21 protein-coding genes are annotated in these 21521 nt (G+C 59.9%); 5 read left to right on the top strand and 16 right to left on the bottom strand.

Going from position 1 to position 21521, the window contains the following annotated elements; all coding sequences use genetic code 11:
- Positions 1–244: 244 nt before the first annotated feature.
- Positions 245–1435 (top strand): 2-methylaconitate cis-trans isomerase PrpF, encoded by a 1191-nt coding sequence (gene prpF, locus VNZ65_RS11850; RefSeq protein ID WP_325669183.1) that lies wholly within the window; start codon positions 245–247, stop codon positions 1433–1435.
- A gap of 296 nt (positions 1436–1731) precedes the next feature.
- On the opposite strand, the gene VNZ65_RS11845 is transcribed toward prpF, so the two are convergent.
- Entirely contained in the window at positions 1732–2625 is an 894-nt protein-coding gene (locus tag VNZ65_RS11845) for an SDR family oxidoreductase (RefSeq protein ID WP_325669181.1), read from the bottom strand.
- A gap of 123 nt (positions 2626–2748) precedes the next feature.
- Between VNZ65_RS11845 and VNZ65_RS11840 the strand changes: the two genes are divergently transcribed.
- Positions 2749–3732: an AraC family transcriptional regulator gene (locus VNZ65_RS11840; protein ID WP_325669179.1), complete on the top strand. Its 984-nt coding sequence runs from the start codon at positions 2749–2751 to the stop codon at positions 3730–3732.
- Between the two features lie 138 nt (positions 3733–3870).
- Here VNZ65_RS11840 and VNZ65_RS11835 read toward each other — a convergent pair whose 3' ends face one another.
- The 3 genes from VNZ65_RS11835 to VNZ65_RS11825 all read right to left on the bottom strand — a co-directional run bounded on the left by VNZ65_RS11835 (position 3871) and on the right by VNZ65_RS11825 (position 9984).
- Positions 3871–5616 (bottom strand): ShlB/FhaC/HecB family hemolysin secretion/activation protein, encoded by a 1746-nt coding sequence (locus VNZ65_RS11835; RefSeq protein WP_325669177.1) that lies wholly within the window; start codon positions 5614–5616, stop codon positions 3871–3873.
- A gap of 142 nt (positions 5617–5758) precedes the next feature.
- The gene (locus tag VNZ65_RS11830) at positions 5759–8017 is read right to left on the bottom strand and encodes a filamentous hemagglutinin N-terminal domain-containing protein (protein WP_325669175.1); all 2259 of its coding nucleotides are present in this window, start codon (positions 8015–8017) and stop codon (positions 5759–5761) included.
- A 596-nt stretch (positions 8018–8613) separates the two neighbouring features.
- Positions 8614–9984, bottom strand: a complete 1371-nt coding sequence (locus tag VNZ65_RS11825) for a DUF308 domain-containing protein (protein ID WP_325669173.1) — start codon at positions 9982–9984, stop codon at positions 8614–8616.
- Between the two features lie 319 nt (positions 9985–10303).
- Here VNZ65_RS11825 and VNZ65_RS11820 point away from each other — a divergent pair, with 319 nt between their 5' ends.
- Complete coding sequence (locus VNZ65_RS11820) at positions 10304–10531, top strand: hypothetical protein (RefSeq protein ID WP_325669171.1); 228 nt, start codon at positions 10304–10306, stop codon at positions 10529–10531.
- Between the two features lie 115 nt (positions 10532–10646).
- Here the strand turns inward: VNZ65_RS11820 and VNZ65_RS11815 are convergent, their stop codons facing one another.
- From VNZ65_RS11815 to VNZ65_RS11775, 9 genes are all read right to left on the bottom strand, one after another.
- Positions 10647–11057: a hypothetical protein gene (locus VNZ65_RS11815; RefSeq protein WP_325669169.1), complete on the bottom strand. Its 411-nt coding sequence runs from the start codon at positions 11055–11057 to the stop codon at positions 10647–10649.
- Between the two features lie 269 nt (positions 11058–11326).
- A complete protein-coding gene (locus tag VNZ65_RS11810; protein WP_325669168.1) occupies positions 11327–11560 on the bottom strand; it encodes a helix-turn-helix transcriptional regulator in 234 nt (77 codons plus the stop codon).
- Positions 11561–11568: 8 nt separating this feature from the next.
- Positions 11569–12135, bottom strand: a complete 567-nt coding sequence (locus VNZ65_RS11805; protein ID WP_414649106.1) for a DUF2975 domain-containing protein — start codon at positions 12133–12135, stop codon at positions 11569–11571.
- Positions 12132–12359, bottom strand: a complete 228-nt coding sequence (locus tag VNZ65_RS11800) for a hypothetical protein (protein WP_325669166.1) — start codon at positions 12357–12359, stop codon at positions 12132–12134. Before VNZ65_RS11800 ends, VNZ65_RS11805 begins: the two co-directional genes overlap by 4 nt.
- 71 nt (positions 12360–12430) lie before the next feature.
- Positions 12431–13348 (bottom strand): DMT family transporter, encoded by a 918-nt coding sequence (locus VNZ65_RS11795; RefSeq protein ID WP_325669164.1) that lies wholly within the window; start codon positions 13346–13348, stop codon positions 12431–12433.
- Between the two features lie 127 nt (positions 13349–13475).
- Positions 13476–14861: a M20/M25/M40 family metallo-hydrolase gene (locus VNZ65_RS11790; protein ID WP_414649108.1), complete on the bottom strand. Its 1386-nt coding sequence runs from the start codon at positions 14859–14861 to the stop codon at positions 13476–13478.
- Between the two features lie 64 nt (positions 14862–14925).
- Complete coding sequence (locus VNZ65_RS11785) at positions 14926–15249, bottom strand: AtuA-related protein (RefSeq protein WP_325669160.1); 324 nt, start codon at positions 15247–15249, stop codon at positions 14926–14928.
- Between the two features lies 1 nt (position 15250).
- Complete coding sequence (locus tag VNZ65_RS11780) at positions 15251–16585, bottom strand: acyclic terpene utilization AtuA family protein (protein WP_325669158.1); 1335 nt, start codon at positions 16583–16585, stop codon at positions 15251–15253.
- A 26-nt stretch (positions 16586–16611) separates the two neighbouring features.
- Complete coding sequence (locus VNZ65_RS11775; protein ID WP_325669156.1) at positions 16612–17910, bottom strand: citrate:proton symporter; 1299 nt, start codon at positions 17908–17910, stop codon at positions 16612–16614.
- Between the two features lie 147 nt (positions 17911–18057).
- On the opposite strand from VNZ65_RS11775, the gene VNZ65_RS11770 reads away from it, so the two are divergent.
- Positions 18058–18999, top strand: a complete 942-nt coding sequence (locus tag VNZ65_RS11770; RefSeq protein WP_325669154.1) for a LysR family transcriptional regulator — start codon at positions 18058–18060, stop codon at positions 18997–18999.
- Between the two features lie 11 nt (positions 19000–19010).
- On the opposite strand, the gene lepB is transcribed toward VNZ65_RS11770, so the two are convergent.
- Positions 19011–19676: a signal peptidase I gene (gene lepB, locus VNZ65_RS11765; RefSeq protein WP_325669152.1), complete on the bottom strand. Its 666-nt coding sequence runs from the start codon at positions 19674–19676 to the stop codon at positions 19011–19013.
- Positions 19677–19794: 118 nt separating this feature from the next.
- Between lepB and VNZ65_RS11760 the strand changes: the two genes are divergently transcribed.
- Complete coding sequence (locus tag VNZ65_RS11760) at positions 19795–20343, top strand: GNAT family N-acetyltransferase (protein ID WP_325669150.1); 549 nt, start codon at positions 19795–19797, stop codon at positions 20341–20343.
- A gap of 7 nt (positions 20344–20350) precedes the next feature.
- Here the strand turns inward: VNZ65_RS11760 and VNZ65_RS11755 are convergent, their stop codons facing one another.
- Both VNZ65_RS11755 and VNZ65_RS11750 read right to left on the bottom strand, forming a co-directional pair.
- Positions 20351–20812, bottom strand: a complete 462-nt coding sequence (locus tag VNZ65_RS11755) for a cupin domain-containing protein (protein ID WP_325669148.1) — start codon at positions 20810–20812, stop codon at positions 20351–20353.
- 22 nt (positions 20813–20834) lie between these two features.
- Complete coding sequence (locus VNZ65_RS11750; protein ID WP_325669146.1) at positions 20835–21449, bottom strand: cysteine hydrolase family protein; 615 nt, start codon at positions 21447–21449, stop codon at positions 20835–20837.
- Positions 21450–21521: the final 72 nt, after the last annotated feature.

Below are 21521 nucleotides of genomic sequence, written 5' to 3'. Positions count from 1 at the left end.
GCTTTTTGCAGAAACTTCACTCTGACCCCACTTAGCGGCCTACGGAGTACATACCGTGTCGTTAGAAAAAAACCTTGAATGCGCTTTTTCTTTCTCCGAATCCGTCATGTGGGGTCAGAGTCGAGTTTCGCGATAAAGCCCCGCGAAAGTCGACTCTGACCCCAGATGACTCCGACCCAAGATGACTCCGACCATTTCTGCGACTATGTCATGAATGATGGAACTCTCAACAGGAAAGCATGATATGACCCACGTACCCCAGATCAAGATCGCTGCCACCTACATGCGCGGCGGCACCAGCAAAGGCGTGTTTTTCCGCCTGCAAGACTTGCCGGCGGCAGCGCAGGCGCCCGGCGCCGCGCGCGATGCGCTGCTGCTGCGCGTGATCGGCAGCCCGGACCCCTACGGCAAGCAGATCGACGGCATGGGCGGCGCCACCTCCAGCACCAGCAAGACGGTGATCCTGGCTAAGAGCAGCAAGCCCGGCCACGATGTCGATTATCTGTTCGGCCAGGTCGCCATCGACAAGGCGTTTGTCGACTGGAGCGGCAACTGCGGCAACCTGTCCGCCGCGGTCGGTTCCTTCGCCATCGCCAGCGGCCTGGTAGATGCCGGCCGCATTCCGCAAGACGGCGTGATGACGGTGCGCATCTGGCAGGCCAACATCGGCAAGACCATCATCGCCCATGTGCCCATCACCAACGGCGCGGTGCAGGAAACCGGCGACTTCGAGCTCGATGGCGTCACTTTCCCTGCAGCTGAAGTGCAGCTGGAATTCATGGATCCGGCCGCCGACGAAGAGGGTGCAGGCGGATCCATGTTCCCGACCGGGAACCTGGTCGACGACCTGGAAGTCCCCGGCATCGGCACCCTCAAGGTCACCATGATCAATGCCGGCATCCCGACCATTTTCGTCAACGCGGAAGCGCTCGGCTACAACGGCACTGAGCTGCAGGACGCCATCAACGGCGACCCCGCAGCGCTGGAAAAATTCGAAGCCATACGCGCACACGGAGCGCTGCGCATGGGGCTCATCAAGCAACTCGATGAAGCCGCCAAGCGCCAGCACACGCCGAAAGTGGCCTTCGTCGCCAAGCCGGCCGCCTACGTATCGTCCAGCGGCAAACAAGTCGCCGCCGCCGACATCGACCTGCTGGTACGGGCGCTGTCGATGGGCAAGCTGCACCACGCCATGATGGGCACCGCGGCCGTCGCCATCGGCACCGCCGCGGCGATACCGGGCACCCTGGTGAACCTGGCCGCCGGCGGCGGCCCCCGCGACGCCGTACGCTTCGGCCACCCGTCAGGCACCTTGCGGGTAGGCGCACAAGCCAGCCAGGCCGACGGCGAATGGCGCGTAAGCAAAGCCATCATGAGCCGCAGCGCGCGGGTCCTGATGGAAGGCTGGGTACGCGTGCCGGGCGATGCATTCTGAGAGCCTGCTTATCCCTGCCAGGTAAACCAGCAAGACCGTTGCTTTTACATTAATTGGGGTCGGAGTCGAATTTTTAAGGATCAATAATTCGACTCCGACCCCATTTAGCTCCGACTCCGACCCCATTTAGCTCAATCTGTCCTATGTTGACGGCCGCGCGCTGTATGGCGCGGCGGACGCGCAGGAATTGCCTCTGCCCGATAATTTGCATCCGGATGCGGCAACGCATCGGCGCATCGGCGAACGTTTCGCGCAGCTGGCGTTCAAGAAGCAGGGATGAGCAGGCCCGAGTTGGCTCAGTCTTTAAAAGCACTGGCCTGATCGAGGTCGGCAATCAGCCCGGGCTTTTGCATCGGATGCCATCCCAGCCGCTGCTGCGTCAGCGTGCTTGAAGCGGGGGCGTCCATTGTGGCGAAAAAGCCGAGCCAGCCAAAATGCGCGGCCGCTTCTTCAGGGGAGATTGCGACGACCGGTATCTTCAAGCCGCGGCCGATGGCTTCCGCGATTTCTCGAAACGGTACGCCTTGTTCTGCGACAGCATGATAGTTCGCCCCGGCAGATCCCTTCTCAAGCGCCAGCCGGTAGAGAGGAGCTGCATCAAGGCGGTGCACGGCGGGCCAGCGGTTTAGTCCCTCGCCGACATAGGCTGAGATTCCTTTTTCGCGCGCATGGGCGATGGCGTAGGTGACCAGGCCTTGGCGGTCGCGGTCATGCACCTGCGGCAGGCGCAGCACCGAGACGCGCACGCCCAGCGCAGCGGCCGCCTGTGCTGCCTCGTCCGACGCGCCGCGCGGGAAGGCGGTGCTGGGCGCTGCCGCATCTACTTCGGTCCTGAGGCGGCCTGACGGCGATACTCCGGTGCCGGCGGTAACGATCAAGGGCCGGCCAGAGCTGCCGAGCGCGGCTCCCAGCGCTTCAATGGCGCGCCGGTCGATTTCACAGTTCTCTTTGAACTTCGAGAAGTCGTGGATAAAAGCTGTGTGGATCACGCCATCCGCAAGCGCGGCGCCGCTGCGCAGGCTTTCCAGGTCTTCCAGATCTCCTCGATGCACCTGGGCCCCTGCGGCGGCAAGAGACTCGGCGCCGGCATCGGAGCGGGTCAGGCCCAGCACCTGATGGCCGGCGTTGATAAGGTCCTGGACAACGGCAGAACCGATAAAACCGGTAGCACCGGTTACGAAAACACGCATGACGAATTCCCTTCACTTTGTTGGTCGGCCGCATTGGCAGCCGGTGAGCTTAAGATAGGTGATTGAATGGGGATTGGCTATGCTGTAAAGTCCGCATTACTTTCGCAATCGTCCGGAGGAGTGATGGATCCGCTGTCAGATGTGCTGTCCTTGCTGAAGCTGCACAGTTATGGCTGCGGCGGTTTTGATATCGGCCGCGACTTGTGCCTCCAGTTCCCCGAGCCGAAAGGCATCAAATGCTACGCCGTGGTTTCCGGGCAGAGCTGGCTGGCGGTGGATGGGGTTGCCGATCCGGTGCAGCTGCAGGCGGGCGACTGTTTCCTGCTGCCGCGCGGGCGTTCCTTCTGTCTTGCCAGCGACCTCAGCTTGCCGCCGGTTGACGCCCTCGCGCTGCGCGCCGCAAAGAATGGCAGCATCGATAGCTTCAGCGCCGACGCTGTCTGCTTCATTGTCGGCGGCCACTTCGCTCTGGCCGGCAATCACGCCGGCATCTTGCTGGGCGCGCTGCCGCCGATCGTGCATTTGCAGAAAGAATCGGACAAGGCCGCGCTGCGCTGGTCTATCGAGCGGATGACGAAGGAATTGCGCGAGCCGCAGCCCGGCAGCCAGCTGATCGTGGAGCATATCGGCCACATGATGCTGGTCCAGGCCCTGCGGCTGCATCTGGCAGAAGGACTGAACGGCGGCGTCGGCTGGCTGTTCGCCCTGGCGGACCAGCAGATGGGGGCGGCAATCAGCGCCATGCACCAAGAACCGGGATATCGCTGGACATTGCAGGAACTGGCGCAGCGCATCGGCATGTCGCGTTCGACCTTTGCGCAGAAGTTCAAAGAGACAGTGGGCAAGTCGCCCATGGAATATCTGACGCGCTGGCGGATGCTGGTGGCGGGCGACAAGCTGGTGCATTCGGGCGATCCGGTTGCTGTCATTGCACTGGCGCTCGGCTATGAATCCGAAGCCGCTTTCAGCACAGCCTTCAAGCGCGTCATGGGCTGCTCGCCGCGGCAGTATGGCCGTGGCCAGGCTGCGGTTTTTGCATCCCATGGCGCGGAGGAATCTCCCAGGCTTGCACTTGCAAGCGAAAGTCGTTCAGCTAGCGGCCTATAGAGAGTTCCGTAAACGGGACAAGCGATTGCCCATGATTTAAGAAAGTATCAATAATGGGCGTCGACGGCGTCATGGTCTTGCGTCATCTGGAAGGATAGGTGCGCGTGCCCGGCGATGCGTTCTGAGTGGTTAAATTCATCAGAATATCAGAGCGGAATTGATCCAGGTCTGGGCGCTGGCCGGCAAGAATTGTCCTGCAGACGAACCTATGCGGCGACTATAAGCGACGTCGAAAGACAGGCGCTCTTTGTATTGCCAGGATACGCCGACGCCATAACCGCTGGCAGTGAAGAGGTTGCCATCTTCATTTTTCGCGCTTTTATCAATCTGGCCGCGGGCGATATCGTAAAACACGCTGCCGGACAAGCCCGCTATCGAAGGTAAGACCTTGGTAAACGCCAGCGATGTCACCACACCCTGATCGACACTGGCAAGGTTGTTGTTGTAAGCGCGCACCCCGGCGGCTCCGCCCAAGGACATTTTTTCAGAAGAATCGAGATAGGCATTGCTTAACTGCCCGCTGATTTTCAGGCTCGTCAGCATGGTGGGACTTAATGCCTGGCCAAGCTGCAGGCTGGAAGCGGATTTGATGTAGCCGCCATGTGCCAGGGAGTCTTCCTCGAACAGGCCGGGATCGCGTATCTTGAGCGAGCCCGCGCTAAGGTCGGTAGAAAATTGCAGTGTATTTGGGAGATTCATCAGGCTGCCTTGACGAGAGCCTGACAGTGTCAACTGCGCGGTTTGCGCGTGGCGTTTTTGCGCCAGAGAAAATAAGGAGTCGGTCAGGTTTTTGTCATTGAGCGCGGCGCGCAGGGTCAGGCTGGCATCCTGGCGTTGCAGGAAAGGATGCGTTAGATACAGGCTGGCGGTTTCAGCAAGGCCGTCGCTGAGGTCGGCCAGGGCGCCGCCGGCGGCATAGTTGACGCGGGCATAGGAGGCGCCAATACGGTCGCCTCGATATCCTAGCGGCAGTTCATAGGATATCTGGCCAATACCGGTATGGCCGTTCTGGCCTTCCTTGTTTTGCAAGGCGCTGGGAGCAAAATAAGCGGTTGCCTGCAGTTGGTCGCCCAGGCCCAGTGGGCTATTGACGATGACTTGTCCTCCTACCCGATTTTTTCCGGATGAAGTGGACCCGGAATTATCCGTCAACACGGCGGCACGTACGCGCGGCGCCGGCGTTACTTCCAGGTTGACTTGTGTCGTGCCGGGTTCCGTTCCTGGAGACAGCTGCGGCATCACTTTGGCGACGCCTGGCAGGTCATTGATGCGCTTGATGCTATTCGTCATGTCTTGCCATGGACGCGGGGCAGCGTCGATGTCGAGGTTGACAACGGTGACTGTCCGTCCTGGCGGCGGCAGGAATTTTTCCAGTACCTTGGTAGAAATCGGCGAACTGTTGGCGATATGTACGGCCTGTATTTTTGCCGGCACATACTTAAAACGGATAATACCCTGATTGATATTTTGCCGAGGCAATTCGACAAACACCAGCAAATCGACATCTGTACGCAGGATGAAGTCGAGCTGATGCCGTACCTGGTCGATAGTTGCAATGCTTAAATTGCGGCCCTGGTAGCTGGCGAACAAAGCTTGTATCTTGCTCGCTACCGGTGCGGGAAAATCCTGATCAATTTCAAAGCGCTTGACAAAAATAGTGTCGGCCGTCGGCTCGGCCGCGTGTTCGAGCTGCAGTGTTGCCTTGTCATCCTGCAGCGGCAATGGCATTCCAGCTTGTGGCATGAATTGCGTGTTGCCGTCGATAAGGGCTTTGTTCTGCTGTAGCAAAGCACCTGCGTTGGTTGCCGGTGCTTTAGGCAAATCGATTGCGAACGCGCTGGCGTTTAAGGTGATGCAGCCGATAAAGCTCAAAAGGGTTTTCATTTTGATACTTCGTAAAAAACAGGATTATGTGAATTTTTCCCGTAAATGCCTGGAGTAAAAAACCCACGCCTTGGTGGCGTGGGTTGGCCTGGTGTCAGCTACAGGACATCACGACATGGCGCAGCCGCTAGTCCATTGAAAATCATCCTGATATCAGTTGACCGAACTTGTTCGTTGCATTCTGTGTCGCTTGATTGCCGTACGTGGCGCCAAAGCTGGCGGACATGGAATTGAATGTTGCGGCAGCTGTCTCGATTTGCGCATATAGCGCTTTGGCAGCCGGGTCATACTGCGACATCCCTTTGTTAAGCGCAGTGTTATAGGCTTTTATCGCGGAATAGTAGGGAACGGCCGCTGCATAAAAATCATTCACGGCGCTCTGCGGAACACCGGCAATGGCAGGAGCCGGCGGAACTCCTGGAGCTACTGGCGTCGGCGGTGTCACAGGTGTCACAGGTGTCGGCGGTGTCACAGGCGTTGGCGTAGCGGCGGCATTCCATTGCTGGGTAAAATCGTTGCCGATTTTATTCACCACATCAGTCCCATATTGCGCACGCAAACTCACGATGAGGGGATTAAGCGCCGCTTGGGTGGCCTGAATCTTGTCCTGCAATGGATATAGGGCAGGATTGAGTTTGCCGTTGATGTACAAGCTGCCGTCAGCCTGGTATTGCGCATAAAGATCGTTATATTCCTTGGAGGCAGAATATGCGGCTGTATAGGCGGCGATCAGGCTGTCCACGGCGCTTTGCGGGATGGCAGGCGCTACTGGCGCCGGCGGTTGCACTACCGGCGTGCTGGCGGTCCAGCGATTGTAAATGCCTGTCTTGATGAGATCGGCCTGGCTTGTCCCATATTGGTCATCCAGGCTGGCATACAGTGGTTTCATTGCTTCAAGGGCCACATTGTATTTATCTTGCTGGGCCTGCAGAACCGGATTCAATTTCCCGTCTGGACCAGTGGCGGTGCCAAGCGCCTGGTATTGTTGAAACAGGAGCGCGGTTTCTCTCTCGATAGCTAAATACAAGATATAGGCAGTGGTAAAGCTATCCAGAAAGCCAGGAACCACAGGCGTGTTCACCGGAGCATCCACTGCCGGGGCATCCAGCTTCCCGTTCGAGGTGATATCGGACTTCTTGTCTGCGAGCGTAATGCTCTTAGACGAGGTAATGTTGTTGTAGCTGCCGCCATTTTGCGTAGTGAAAGTCGCAGCGCCGCCGGCGCTGGTGTTGCTGCCTGCATCCTGGGCAACCTTGTTATAGGAAACGTTGAGCGCGCCGCCGACAGTCAGATTGCCTTGCTGGTTGAAGCTGCCCGCATTGGTGTAGCCGCCACCGCTATTGCTGCCATCATCCGCATACAGATCGCCGCTGGTCTTCACGTTGCCGATAACATTGATATTGCTGTTCGAGCCTTTGCCGATGTTGGTCTGGATATTCGTGGCGCCAGCTGTGATATCCGTATTGCTGAGCGTGATATTGCCGTCAGTGGCAGCAGTGACGGAATTGCCTGCATTCAGTGCTCCAGCCAGCTGGATATCACCGCCGTTGCGTGCCAGCAGATTGATCGAGGCGTCTTTGCCGGGCGAGCTTGCTGCGGCAAGGGCTTCAAGGCTGCCAGTATTATTGATGACGGTGTCAAGCGTTGCATTCAGGCTGGTGACATCGGCGCTGACGCCGCCGCCATTGGCTTGTATCGAACCGGCATTAGTGACCGAAGCGTGGTCGGCGCCGCTGGTGGAGGTGGCTATTGTTTTGCTGGTGCTGCCCTTGGTCGTCGTCGTAAATTCGGCAGCGTTGCCAGCAGCCAGACTGATATCACCGCCATTGCTTGTGATGCTGCCAGCCGCCAGATTCGAAACGTGCGGTGCAATTAACGCCACACCATTCGCACCGCCGGTGATCGTGCCGTTATTTTGAACTTGTGCGCCGTTGCCGACGGCGGTAAACGTCAATAACTCTTGTCCAGTGCTGCTTTTACCGTTCAAGAAACTGTCATTGGAAATGTTCAAGGCGGACAGCACGACGCCGGAAGCATTGATTTGCGCGCCTGCGCCGACGATGATGCCTTGCGGATTGACTACAAAAACGCGGCCGTTTGCATCCAGGTTGCCGAGGATGTTGGTCGCGCCGCCTGCCGTAACCCGATTCAAGACGGCGGCATTCTGGTTGGGCTGGGTGAAGTGAACGCTTTCGCCTTTGCCGATATTAAAGTTGTCCCAATTGACGATCAGCTTGTTGGAAGTTTGATTGATCGTCGTGCTTGCGCCATTGCTGTTGATCGCGCCGGTGCCGGCAGCAACAGTGCCGTTGCCAACCGCGTAAGCTTGGCTCACGCAGAGCAGTGCGATCACTGCGCTCAGCGATTTAATGCGGAGGGTATTTTTTTGATCTAGAAACATACAGTGGCTTTCTTAAAGAATCTAAAGGGCAATAACTGCGGATATATCAAATTAATAGATGCCTTTTTTGCAACTATCCGGGTGTCAGTCGAACTAATAAGAAGAACCTTACAAAGAGATTGATGAATATTTGATAATCTGGGTAGGAGGCTTGACCTGCTGGCCAGCAAATCGACGTGATGAAGTATAGGTGTAGCAAAACAAAAAAAAAGTTAGCCGAATGACTTGTTTCTTGTCAGTTATATCTGAAAGTGACAGGGGAGATGACGACAAAGAGGCGAAACGATGGACTCGATTGCTGGTCCGGCTGGCTGTTCGCCGCGGCAGCATGACCGTGGCCAGCTTGCCGTCCTTCCTTCCCATAGTGAGAAAGAGTCTTCTCTCGTTAATCAATTCGAAGCCGCTACAGATTTTGCTTGTTCAGACTTCTCTGTGGGTAAAGGGAACGCTATCGCGCATGAGAGGTAGGGTGGACACGCTGTTGTGCCCACGCTGTAGCGCTATCCGCGTGGGCACAAAAGCGTGCCCACCCTACATGTCAATATTTTTGTACTCATAGAAAAGTCTGATGAATCCAGATTTTTAACGGCGACAGCTTAGCGAGCATCGACGGCGTCATGGTCTTGCGCGCGCCATTCGCGCCGCAAATGCGCCATCCGGTTCACGGCAGCCCTTGCCAGCTTCCACCAGGCGAACGGGCGCGGATCGGCCAGCATGCTGATCGCCCGGGCATAGTCCAGCGTCAGCCCTGGCGTCCACGCCATCGTCACTGCACGTTTCCTGATCTGGGCGGCCACCCACAACTCCGGCGTTGCCAGAATCCGCAGGAAAACCTTCCAGCCGGCGCGCTTGCCGTACAGGCGGCCGACGGCGCCGTCGATGGCGGCTTCCAGCGCTTGCGCTACGGTGCTGGAACAATTGCGATGGGTCAGGTTGTAGGTGGTGTCGCTGCGATAGCGCAGCCAGAAAGACTGCAGCCGGCGCGGATCGTAATTGCGGATGCGCACCTGGATGGTGGATGGACACCATGCTTTCGATTCCGTCGCATAATCCGGCTGGAATACGCCCGGCACATCGTTCTCGCGGGTGGCGCGCAGCAGGCGCCCGAAATCGTCGGGCGAACGGTCGATCTCTACCCCCGGGTACAGGCTGATGTAAATCCCCTCCGGCGTTTCCAATGCCGCATGCCCGGTAGAGATCACGCCGTTGATATCGACCGCCGCGATGTAACGGTCGACAATCGGATAATTCTGGGTCGGCGACTTGGCGGAACCGGTAGGCGTCCAGACGTGCACCGTGAGCGCCTGTTCATGGTCTGCCGGCGGTCCCTCCCATTCCACTTGGGTGAAGGCAGCAGCAAGGGCTTCATCCGGCTGCACTGCCGGATGCGCCGACTCCGACAAGGCGGGATTGCCGCTCATGCGGCGCACACGCGCTGCCAGCGCAATCATGTTGGCGCCGCCGAAAATCAGGAACAGGCCCAGGCAATATGGCAGCGTGCCGACATAATGGGTCGGGTAGGGCTGGTAAAAAAAGATCGCCAGCAGGATCTCGGCCACGCCCCAGGAAAAGGCGACGCGCCAGCGGCGATAGCGCACCATATAGGCTGAAATGCACTGTATCAGCCCGTCGCTCAGGAACAGCGTACCGAAGATCATCGACAGCAAGAAGTTGCCATGGTGATGGCCGGCGAAGATGAGTATCGCCGCCAGCACCACGGCGCTGCCTTTCACGTAGCGCAGGATGCGCTGGCCGCCGACGCCGGTCCATGCCACGGCCAGCGTCGCCAGTCCTTCGATCAGGAACAGGTAAGCAAAGAAATTGATGGGGAAGTACGCGGCATTGTCGAGCGCATCGACAAACACGACCAGGCCGGCAATCAGCCACAGCAGTCCGATCACGAGGATGCTGCGCCAGCGCTTGCGCAGATACTCTACCCCTAATAACAACAACACCAGGCGGATCATGGATATACCCCCAAATTCGTTTGTGGCAACGATGCATGTCCCACGGCCAGGGCGATATGGCGGCGCACGCATTGGTCTGAGCCGTTCCAGATGAATTATTTTCTTCTTGGCAATGATGTCATGTCAAGCAAATTGGCTGAGGGAAGGTTTATCTTTATGATGATAAATGAGATGTGCGGGTTGTTTGCGCAGCAAATCCGGTAGAAAAAATATGCGGCTGCCGGAAGCCCGGATCTGTCCACGACGGGACCAGCGAGCGGCGCTGGAATGCAGCGCCGGCTAGCCTGACAATGCATGCTAAGATCACGCCACGATTAGCATGGAGAACAAAATGGCTTTTAAAGAAACCAAGGGAAACAAGACGGTCGAAGCGCAGGTTGCGCCAGCGCCGGGCGGTATGTTCAAAGGCGTGATCCAGGTATCGACGCAGCGCGGCGATCAGGTTTTTGTGCAAATCATCGGTAAAGGCTGCGGTCGCCCGGTAAAGACCGAACAGGCGGCGCTGGAACTGGCTGAGCGGGAAGCGCGTCGCGTTATCGGCGCGTGAAGCAGGTAAAGCACGGCTGGTAAAACAAGAATTACAAGAGTTGCGAAGCCGGGCAGTCGGCTGGCCGAGGCCTGACCGGCTGGTTTGCCTGCGCTTTGATTGCCGGTTTTTCAGATTACCATTTGCAGCCCCCATCTTTTTTTGACAGCACGGCGTCGGCGACCAGGAACAACGGCGCCAGCAACCCCGTTGAGCTTTTGCTTTGCAGGCAATCGGCGCGTGCACTACGCTGTATGTCTTGCGCCAGGCGGCTGTCGGGATTGTCCGCTTGCAGCGGATGATTTTTCAATTGGGCGACCGCTCTGTCGTCGCGCATGCCGTTTGGATCCCTGGCAAATTTTCCAGCCATTTTCACTGCAGCGTCCAGGTCCACGCGAGGTCGTGGCTCTGGCAGCGCCTGCTGTTCTTGCATTTCCGCGTGAATTGTCTCCTTGACGTTGGGCGATGCCGGCAGGGGCAGCGTCATGCTTTTCTTGCTGCTATCGGATGCGGGTCGACGGGAATTGCGTTGCGCCGCCTGCGGCATGGCAGGTTGCAGGCGTTGTACCTGTGCGAGCGCCAGCCGCGGCTGCGGCGCCGGCAACAGAAACAGCGTCATATCCGCGGACGTGCTGCGGGTCTCAGTGACCGGCGCGGCGTCATGATGCAAAAACATTTGCAGCAGGACGGCGTGCAACAGCAGGGAGACAGCGATACCCCAATGCATGGCACGTGAATGCCGCGCTGATGGCCAGCGGCTTGCGTTAGACATTTTCCATTCACTCCGTAATTGGGCAGCCTGCGAGCCCTCGTATCCTAGTCGCCAGCAGCCTCCGGCAGCTTGCCGTCAGGTTCGTAGCTCAGCAGGTCACCCGGCTGGCAGTCGAGATAGCGGCAGATCGCTTCCAGGGTTTCCAGGCGCACGCCTTTCACCTTGCCTTGCTTCAGCAGCGACAGATTCTGTTCGGTAATGCCGATGGCTGCCGCCAGATCCTTCGACTTGGCCTTGCGTTTTGCCAGCATGACGTCCAGCGTAATCACGATACTCATCTACATCCTTAAACGAACTGTCGGTTTTCAGCCTCGACTTCGCTGGCGCGCTGCAGGATGCGGGCAATCACGGTGATGGAAGCGGCCATGAACAGGCACACCACTTCATTGCTGCCGAAGCCGACGGTGAGCAAGCGGTGTCCGGCCGGCCGCATCATCGTCAGCCAGGCGCTCGACAGCGGCTGGCACAGCACGCCCAGCAGCACCCACCAGGCTACGCTGTAGCCGACGCGGCCCAGATGGATAGCGGCCAGCGGCGAAAAATATTCGCCCTGGGCATAGCGCTGGAACAGCGCGCGCAGCTGATATAAACCGTATGCCAGCGCCAGCAGCGGAATGCTGGTGATCACCATGACGCCCGCCAGTTGCCAGTGCGGCAGGCTGGCCGGATCGACGCCAAGCGAGGTGGCGCTCTTGGTGAAATCGGCCAGCGAGGTAAACGTTTCGGGGAATATCCAGCAGACGATATTAAGCACCAGCATGCCAACCAGCAGCAGCATGGTAATACCCGCCATGTGCTGGCTGGTCCGCGCAATCCGGTCTTGCTTCAGGTTCTGTTGTTTAGGCGCTGTCATTTTTGATAATTCAGATGGATGGAAAGATAGGCGTTGAAAACATTGCCCAGGCGCGCCATGGCGTGGTCGGCCGGGCCAGCATGGAAACCTATTTTCATGGAACCATGGATGCCGATCAACGGCATGACCTTGAAGCCGACATACAGCGCCATGATGGCGATCGCCAGCCACGAACTGAATGTCGCCAGGCACCGGCGAGCGAAAATGATGAGATCCGGCTTCACGACGCTTCCTCGTTGATGGGATGGTCGTATTCTAATCTAAAATTATCGTAAAACAATAATAAATGATGATTTTATGGTGATTTATTATTGATTGTTAATTTCCCGGAGAGGCGGCCGTCGCGATTTTTGCCGAAGCGCTTTGCCAGCTTGCCGCTGGCCAGGGCGGTCCCCAGCAGCACGATGGCGCAGCCGGCCAGCATGGTGGGGGTGATCTTTTCCCCAAGGAAGAGCGCACCCCATAGCAGTCCGAACAGCGGGATCAGGAAGGTCACCGATGCCGCGTACGTTGCACCCGCGCGCTCGATCAGGCGGAAGTACAGGATGTAGGCAAAGCCGGTGCAGATCACGCCGAGCGCCGCCACGCAGCTCCAGGTTGAGATAGCGATGGCGTGGCGCGGCCAGAACGGCAGCGCCAGCGGCAGCAGCGCGATGGCGGCCGACAGCTGGCTGCCGAAAGCCACTACCAGCGGCTGTACCCCGGCCAGACGGCGTTTCGAGTAATTTACCGCGAAGCCGTAACAGACCGCAGCCAGCAGCGCGGCGGCGATGGCCAGCGGCACGCCGGCAATGCCGGCGCCGATGGTATCCCACACCAGCAGCACCACCCCGGCCAGACCCAGCAGCAAGCCGGCCAGCTGCTGGCGGCCGAGACCGGCCTGGAACCAGACGGCGGCGATGAGCGCAGTCCAGATCGGCGTGCTGGCGTTCAGGATGGAATCCAGTCCGGCATTGATGTACAGCGTGGAATAGGCAAACAGGCCGAACGGCAGCGCCGAATTGCTGATGCCGACCACCAGCAGCGGCCAGGCCTTGGCGCGCAGCTGGCTGCGCGCCGACGCAGAACGCAGCGCTGGCGCCAGCACCAGGGCGGCAATACCGACACGCAGGGCGATCAGGGCGAGCGGGCCGAATTCGGGTGCAGCGATGCGCAGGAACAGGAAGGAGGCGCCCCAGATCGCCGCCAGCAGGCAGAGTTCAAGCAGGTTCATGGTGGCTTTCCTTCAGGTTGAGCGGCAAGCGCCGCGAACCTGAAAGATACTGCTGGTCCAGACCGCTGAAACTCTGGTTCTTGCGGTGAAATTCAAGCTGCGCACGCCGGCGCGCCGCAGCGTGCCGTTACTCTGCCAGGCGCTTGACCAGGCGATACAGGAATTCCCGGTTTTCATACACGCGCGGGATCTCGACCCGTTCGTCCAGCCCGTGCGTGCGGCGGTCGGACGGCTCGACAAACAAGCCCGACACGCCATACATGGGAATCCCGGCATTGCGCATATAGCTGCTGTCGGTGGCGCCGGTGCTCATGGCCGGCACCACCGGCACCCCTGGCCACATCTCCTGCGTCAGGCTTGCCACCGTCTTTACCAGGTCGCCGTCGAGTGGCGAAGCGGGGCTGCGCCGCGGCTTGTTGGTGTAGCGCACGCTGATCTTGTCATTGCCGATTACCTGTCTGAGCTGGCGATCTATCTGCTCCGGATCGTCTTGCGGCAGGATGCGGCAATTGACCGTCGCCTTGGCCGATTGCGGCAAGGCATTTTCGGCATGGCCGGCGTTGACCATGGTCGCCACGCAGGTGCTGCGCAGCAGCGCGTTGTAGTCCGGAATCGCCGACAGGCGTTCGATGGCGGCGTCGTCCGGCTTGCCGCTGCCGACCGCGCGCATGTCGGCCGCCAGCTGGCCGCTGGCGAACGGTGCGCTGCGGGCGAAATAGCCAGTGGTGACTTCCGCCAGATGAACCGGGAAGCGGTAGTCGCCCAGCCGGGTCAGGGCCGCCGAGATGGCGTAGATGGGATTATTGGCATGTGGCGTCGAGCTATGGCCGCCGGCGTCGCGCGCTTCCAGTTCGTAGGTGGCGAAGATTTTTTCGGCGACCTGGATGCGCTGCAGGTTCGGCTTGCCGCCGCGCAGTTCGCCGCCGCCGCCTTCGTTGATGCCGAACTCCGCCTTGAGCAGCTCGGGTTTGTTGGCGATCAGCCATTTGGCGCCGTTGCTGTCGACGTCGCCGCGTTCTTCATCGGTGGTCAGCGCCAGGATGATGTCGCGGCTGGGCTTGAATCCTTCCTGTTTCAGCTGGCTCAGCACCGAGACGAAAGCGGAGGCCATGGCCTTGTCGTCGATAGAGCCGCGCGCCGTGAAGTAGCCGCCGCTTTCCTGCAGCTGGAACGGGTCGGTTTTCCAGTCCTCGCGTTTGGCTTCGACCACGTCGATATGCGCCAGCAACAGCAAGGGCTGCTTGCTGCCGTTGCCCTTGAAGCGCAGCACCAGGTTGCCCTTGCGCGGAAACGGTTCGATCACCTGGACCTCGGCGGCGCTGAAGCCGGCTGCCAACAGATGCTTTTCCATGGCGTGTGCGGCCTTGGTGGTGTCCCCGGCGGAGTGCGTGGTGTTGATTTCCACCAGTTCCTTGTAGAGATCGTGATAGCGTTGCTGCGCGGGCGTGAGCGTCTGTGCGGCGGCCGACGCCGCCAGTGCGGCAAAGAAAAGGGATAGGGGCAGGGACAGCATGGTCTTCAGCGGCAATGGGCGAATCTGCGTTTTCATGGATTTCCTTTCTTGGTTGGCTGGATGCTCAGGTAGCCTTGCACAGCTCGTCGGGGATGTCCAGGTTCAGCATGGCTGAACTCAGGCATTTACCGTGCGCGTCGAGCGCCAGCGACCGTGTCACGCCGCCGCCCAGGGCGCGCTGCATGACGAAGTTGAGGGCGCCGAGCTGCGGCAAGGCATAGCGCGCGACGTCGCCATCGACAATCTCCGAGAAATGCAGTTTCACGCGTTCCGGCGTGAGATAGCTTTCCAGCAAGGCATAATCTTTTTCATGATAGGCAATCACGGAAATATTCGAGATGTCGCCTTTGTCGCCGGCGCGGGAGTGAGCGAGTTCGCGTAGTTTCATGTCAAGCCTCTGTAAAATGAATGGCGCCTTGCACCAGTTGCCGCGGCAGCAGGGTGGACTGTACGGCGACCACTTCGCGCGCCGCCCTGGTGACGCCGCCGCCGGCTGCCGGCCCGCAGGTATACAGTGTTTCAACCTCGTTGCCGATGCGCGTGGCATCGCGCAGATTGCTGCAGCGGGCGCTCACCCGCACACGTACTTCGTAAGGCGGCGCTGCCTGCGCCGACAATGCAGCGCCGTGGATGGCGTCGACCCCGAGCAGGTCGTAGCGGATTTCATCGAAGCCGACGCCGCTCAGCTGCAGCCGCTGCGCCACGATCTCCAGCGCCAGCCGGCCGCGCTCCAGCGCCCCTGGTCCGGCGTAGGAAATCTGGCCTTCGCCTATATAGCTGTCGATATAGCCTATCGATACCTTGAGCGTATCGGTCCTGGCGCGTCCGCTCGCGCCTTGCAGCAGCACGCGGTCGGGCCCGATTTCAGTCACGCGCACGGCGGAAAAATCCGCGACGACATCCGGCGTCAGGTAGGCGCCGGGATCATGGATCTCGTACAGCAGCTGTTCCTTGCAGGTGGCTGCGGTGACCTGTCCGCCCGATCCCGCCACCTTGGTGATGACCACCGAGCCGTCTTGCGCCACTTCGCCGATCGGAAATCCCAGGCGCGCCAGCCCGGCCACGTCCTTGCAGCCGGGATCGGCGAAGTAGCCGCCGCTGATCTGTCCGGCGCATTCGAGCAGATGGCCGACCAGCGTGCCTTGCCCCAGCCGCTGCCAGTCATCCATGGCCCAGCCGAATTCGTGGATCAGCGGCGCCAGGAACAGTGAGGGATCGGCGACCCGGCCAGTGACAATGACGTCGGCGCCTTGCGCCAGCGCCTCTGCCAGCGGCGCCGCGCCGAGGTAGGCATTGGCCGATAGCAGCCGGTCTGCCAAGGCATTGACCGGGTGGCCCTGGTCGCTGACATAGGCGCCGGCTTTCAGCGTTTCCAGCACATCGTCGCCGGTGATCGCTGCCACCTTCAGGTCGAGCTGCATGTCCGCGGCAATCTGCCTGACCCTGGCGGCCGCGGCGAGCGGATTGGCGGCGCCCATATTGGTAATGATCTTGATTTTTTTTTCGCTGCAGATGCGCAGCACGGCTTGCATCCGCTGTTCCAGCAAGGGATCGTAGCCCAGCGCCGGATTGTGCATCCGGGTTTGCTGGGCGATGGCGATGGTGCGCTCGGCCAGACATTCGAACACCAGGTAGTCGAGCTCGCCTTTTTCGGCGAGTTCGACGGCGGGTTCGATGCGGTCGCCGGAATAGCCGGCGCCGGCGCCGATTCTGATAGGTCTCACGATAAGCTCCTGGGCTGGTTCTGTTGTTACAAGGGGAAGACGCCGATGACGACGCAGGTGATGGTCATGATGACGGATGCCGCGAACAGATATTTGAAAGTGTATTTCTGGTGGTCGGCGAGATCGATGCCGGCCAGGCCGGCCACCAGGAAAGTGGCCGGGGTCAGCGGGCTGACTGGGAAGCCGGTGGTCATCTGGCCCAGCAGCGCGGCTTGCGCCACATGCAGCGGCTGTACGCCCAGCATATGACCGACTTCGGCGATCACGGGCAGCACGCCGAAGTAGAAAGAGTCGGGATCGAACAGCATCGACAACGGCATGGCCAGCAGGCCCAGCACCACAGGGATATGCGACGCCATGGAGGGCGGCACGAAGCCGACCGCCATCTTGGCCATGGCGGACAGCATGCCGGAGCCGCCCATGATGCCGGTGAACACGCCGGCGGCGAACAGGATGCTGGCCATCAGCAGTGCAGCCTTGGCATGGGCGTCGACACGCGCCCGCTGCATGTCGACATTGCGGTAGTTGATCATCAGCGCCAGCACCACGCCGATCATGAACATCACCACCGGATCGACCTTGCCGCTGATCATGACGCCGAGCACGACAACGGCCAGCACGAGGTTGATCCAGAAATTCTGCGGACGGCGGATTTTCTGCTCGTCTGCCGATAGCTCGCGCGCGTGCACGATACCGGCTGCCGCGCCCTTGCTCAGGCCGAGCCGGCGTTCTTCCTTCAGGCCGAGATACCAGGCGACTGAAAAAACGAACACCAGGCCGACGATCTGCACCGGAATCAAGGGGATGAAAATCTCGCTGACCGGGATATGCAAGGCGGCCGAGGCGCGGATCATGGGGCCGGTCCACGGCAGGAAATTGACGCCGGCGGCGAGCGAGGCCACGCAAGCCAGTATCCGCTTGTCTATGCCTAGCCGCGCATATAAAGGCAGCATGGCGGGGATGGTCACCAGGAAGGTGACGGCGCCGGAGCCGTCCAGGTGAATCAGCAAAGCTAGCAGGGCGGTGCCGGGGACGATGCGGCTGGGGCGGTTGCCGACGATGCGCAGGATGCCGGAGATGATCGGATCCAGCATGCCGGCGTCGGTGAGGATGCCGAAAAACAGGATCGCAAACACGAACATGCCGGCCACCGGTGCAATCTTGGTGATGCCGGCAACGATGAAGGTGGAAGTCTCAAGACCGAAGCCGCCGATCAGGGCTGCAGCGATGGGGATGGCGATCAGGGCCACCAGCGGCGACATCCGTTTCGTCAGAATCGCCGCCAGCAGCGTGAAGATGGTGATGAAGCCAAGCAGTGCCAGCATGTTGTCTGTCTCCTATCCTGTGGATATTTTTATGGATGTATTTGTTATTGTTTTGTACTTTTCCCGATTCTGGCGGCCTGGGTTTGTGCTGTAAAATGTTTTTTTTCGATAAATTGATCGAAAAAACAGAATAATAGGCGGCCCGCCATGAAGCTGAATATTTCCACCCGTTCGCTGCACGCCTTCCTGGCATTGCAGGAGTGCAAGCATTTCACGCACGCCGCCGAGCGTTGCTGCATGTCGCAATCGGCATTCAGCGTCATGATCCAGAAGCTGGAACAGGCGGTCGGCGCCAAGCTGTTTGAGCGGGACACCCGGAACGTCACGCTGACGGCAGAAGGCGAACTGTTCGCCGACGTTGCCCGCAACCTGGTCGGCGACATTGAAGCGGCGTTTGCCGACATGAGCGATTACGTGGCGCGCCGCCGCGGCCGGGTGGCGATCGCCGCCTTGCCGTCGCTGGCGGCGCATGGCTTGCCGGCGGTGATCGCCGAATACAAGCAGGCTTATCCGGGCATCACGGTGCAGTTGTTCGACGCCTTGTCGGACCAGTGTCTGGCGCTGCTACGCCAGGGCAAGGCGGATATTGCCTTGACCGCGCCCGGCGCCAGCCTGGGGGAATTCGACACCAAGACCTTGTGCAGCGATCCCTTCTACCTGGTGTGCCGCCAGGATCACGCGCTAGCCGGCAAAAAGCGCATCCGGCTGGCCGACCTGAGCGGCTGCGAATTGATTCATCTGGCCCGCTCCACCAGCGTGCGCCAGCATGTCGAGTTATTGTTGCGCGGCATAGCGGTGAAGAATTCCGGGCTGGAAGTGGAGCACCTGGCGACCGTGGCCGGCCTGATTGAAGCGGGGCTAGGCGTCAGCCTCGTGCCGGAGCTGACCTTGTTCCAGTTCCGCAAGATGAACCTGGTCAGCATTCCGATGGAAGCGCTGGATGTGGTGCGGCCGATCCTGATCGTGAAAAAGAAGGAGCGCGCGCTCTCGATAGCGGCGCAGGGCATGTCGGAACTGATTGAAAAGCGGCTGCTTAAAATAGCACCCGCGAGCAGCAGCCGGCCGCTGCGGCGCAATCCGGCGCGCTGAAATTCGCCGACTTACTGCAAGGCCATGCCGAAACGTTCGGTGCGCGGCATCCAGTTGCCCTTGATGTCGGCCGACACCAGGATCCGTTCGGCGCGTCCTATCAGCAGTTCGCGCGGCACGAAGCCGAAGTGGCGGTAGTCGCCGCTGTTGTCGCGGTTATCGCCCAGCATCAGGTAGTGATCCTGCGGCACCGTGATGGGGCCGAAATTGCGGTTGGCGTTGACTTGCGGCAGGACCTGGATGCGGTGCTGCTCGCTGCCCATTTTTTCATTGAGGCGCAGGGCGACGATGCTGTCCTGGCCCAGCGGTTCCGGCGCGCTGTCCAGTACCGCATAGCTGGCTTCATGGCCGTTGATGATGATTTTTTCATCGCGCATTTCCACCGTGTCGCCGGGCAGGGCGATGACGCGCTTGATCAGCCTGGTGTCGTCCAGCGGCGAAAAGAAGGTGACGATATCGCCATGTTTGGGCTCACCCAGATGGCCCAGTACGATATTGGTAAGCGGTACTTTCAGGTTGAACGCCAGGCGGTTGACGAACACCACGTCGCCTTCCAGCAGGTTGGGGCGCATGGAGCCGGACGGAATCGGATTCCAGTCAGCCACGGCGGTGCGGAAAATCCCGAAAAGAAACAGGAACAGTAAAAATCCCTTGTTGAGCCGGATCCAGTTTTTCATTGTCATTCCGCCTTCGAGTGATTGCCGATGCATTCCTGGCGCCGCCATGTCTTGCGTGGCGGTCCCAATCTCTTTATAGCCTTATCATGGAGCATATCCGCTCTCAGATCCGCACAGTATGCCACCAAATTCACCAACCATTCTTTACTCCGCGCGGCTGGCTTTGCGCCGCCCCGACAGCCGGGATATTGCCGCCCTGTTCAGCATCTACGGCGATCCGGCCACCAACACCTTCAATCCGGCCGGCCCCTATCGGAGCGTGGCGGAAGCGGAGATCACCATGGAGCGCTGGCTCAGGCAGTGGGAGCAGTACGGTTTCGGACAATGGGCGTTGAGTTTGAAAGAGGATCCCGGGCAGGTCATCGGTTTTGGCGGCCTGACTTTTGCCCGCTTCGGCGAGCGGGACAAGGTCAACCTCGGCTATCGCTTTGCCACTAGCGTGTGGGGGCAGGGACTCGCTACCGAATTGTCCGCGCATGCATTGGCGTTCGGTTTCGCGACCCTGGAGCTGGAGCAGATCTGGGCTCTGGTAAGGGAAACCCATCAAGCCTCGCGCCGGGTGCTGGAAAAAGTCGGCCTGGTGCAGGTAGACAAGGTTGCCGAACCGCTGGGCGGCGCCGGCAGCGTCATCTATGCCCTGAGCCGCGCCGCTTACCAGCCGGCATAAAAGCGGCTTAGCTCTTGGGTGTCTGCGGCAGCAGGTCGAAATGGTCGGTCTGATACTGAAACAGCAGGCAGTCTTCGCCTTTATTGCAGCCGCTGTAGTGAGGCAGCCTGGCCGGCAGATCATAGAAAGAACCGGCTGGATATTCCACCCGCTTGCCGTCGATCACCGCGTAGAACGTCCCTTTCAGCACCACTGTCGGCAAATTCTGCGAATGCGTGTGGTAAGGATTGTCTTTCCCTGCCGGGAAAATCACGAACGCTTCGTAAGGCCCTTTACCCGCCAGGTTGCCGCGCAGGTTGGCGTACTTGATGCCGCCGCTGCCTGGAATTGCAGTCCACTGCAAATCTGTCGCCGGCACGGAAATCAGCGCGCCGGCGCGTTTTGCATGGCCGTCGCCTGCAGTTGCATGCAGTTGAGCGGAGACTAGCAGCGCGCTCAGGGCCAGTAATGTCTTGGAGAAGGTATTCATCAACATCCTTTCATGATTTGGCTTAAGCCAGGGGCAGTTGCAGAAGCTGTTCGGTGGTCAGCAGCGCGCCGAAGGTGTCGGCGATGGAGGCCAATGCCGCGCGATGCAGCAGGGCATGCGGCAGTACGCTGCCGTCGGCGCTGTCGAGATCGCGGGTGGCGCAGGCGTCGTCCGCGACGATGACTTCATAGCCGAGCGGCACGGCGTCGCGCGCCGCTCCGGCCACGCAGGCATGGGTCATCAAGCCGCTGATGATCAGCGTCTTGATGCCGGCCGCCTTGAGGCGCTGGTCGATATCGCTGGTCGGGAATACGCTGACGGAAGTTTTTTGCACTACGTTGTGATGCACCGCCGGCAGCAGTTCGTCATGGAATTGCACGTTAACGCTGTCGGCGGCAAATACTGGCGCACCGGCCGGGCTCAGGTGCTGGACATGGAACACCGGCATGCCGGCCTGGTCGGCCATGGCGATCAGGCGGCTGGCGTTGCGCAGTGCGCGCGCGCCGTCCGGAATCGGCATCCTGCCGCTGAAGTATTCGTTCTGGAAATCGATCACCAGCAAGGCGGTAGCGGCGGTGTCGAGTTTGGTCGGCGCGACGGCGCCGGCCATGGTGCGGATGGTTGGATGTTGTTGCATGGTGAGGCTCCCGGTTGATGTCAGGCACGATGGACGCCCATCGTCTATCGCTGCCTGCGCCGTCTCCCTTGG

Origin of the sequence: Collimonas sp. (genome assembly GCF_035566555.1) — a bacterium.
In the GTDB taxonomy this organism is placed as follows: Bacteria; Pseudomonadota; Gammaproteobacteria; order Burkholderiales; family Burkholderiaceae_D; genus Collimonas.
Note: the sequence above shows the minus strand (reverse complement) of the source record. Positions and strands in the feature narration are given on the sequence as shown.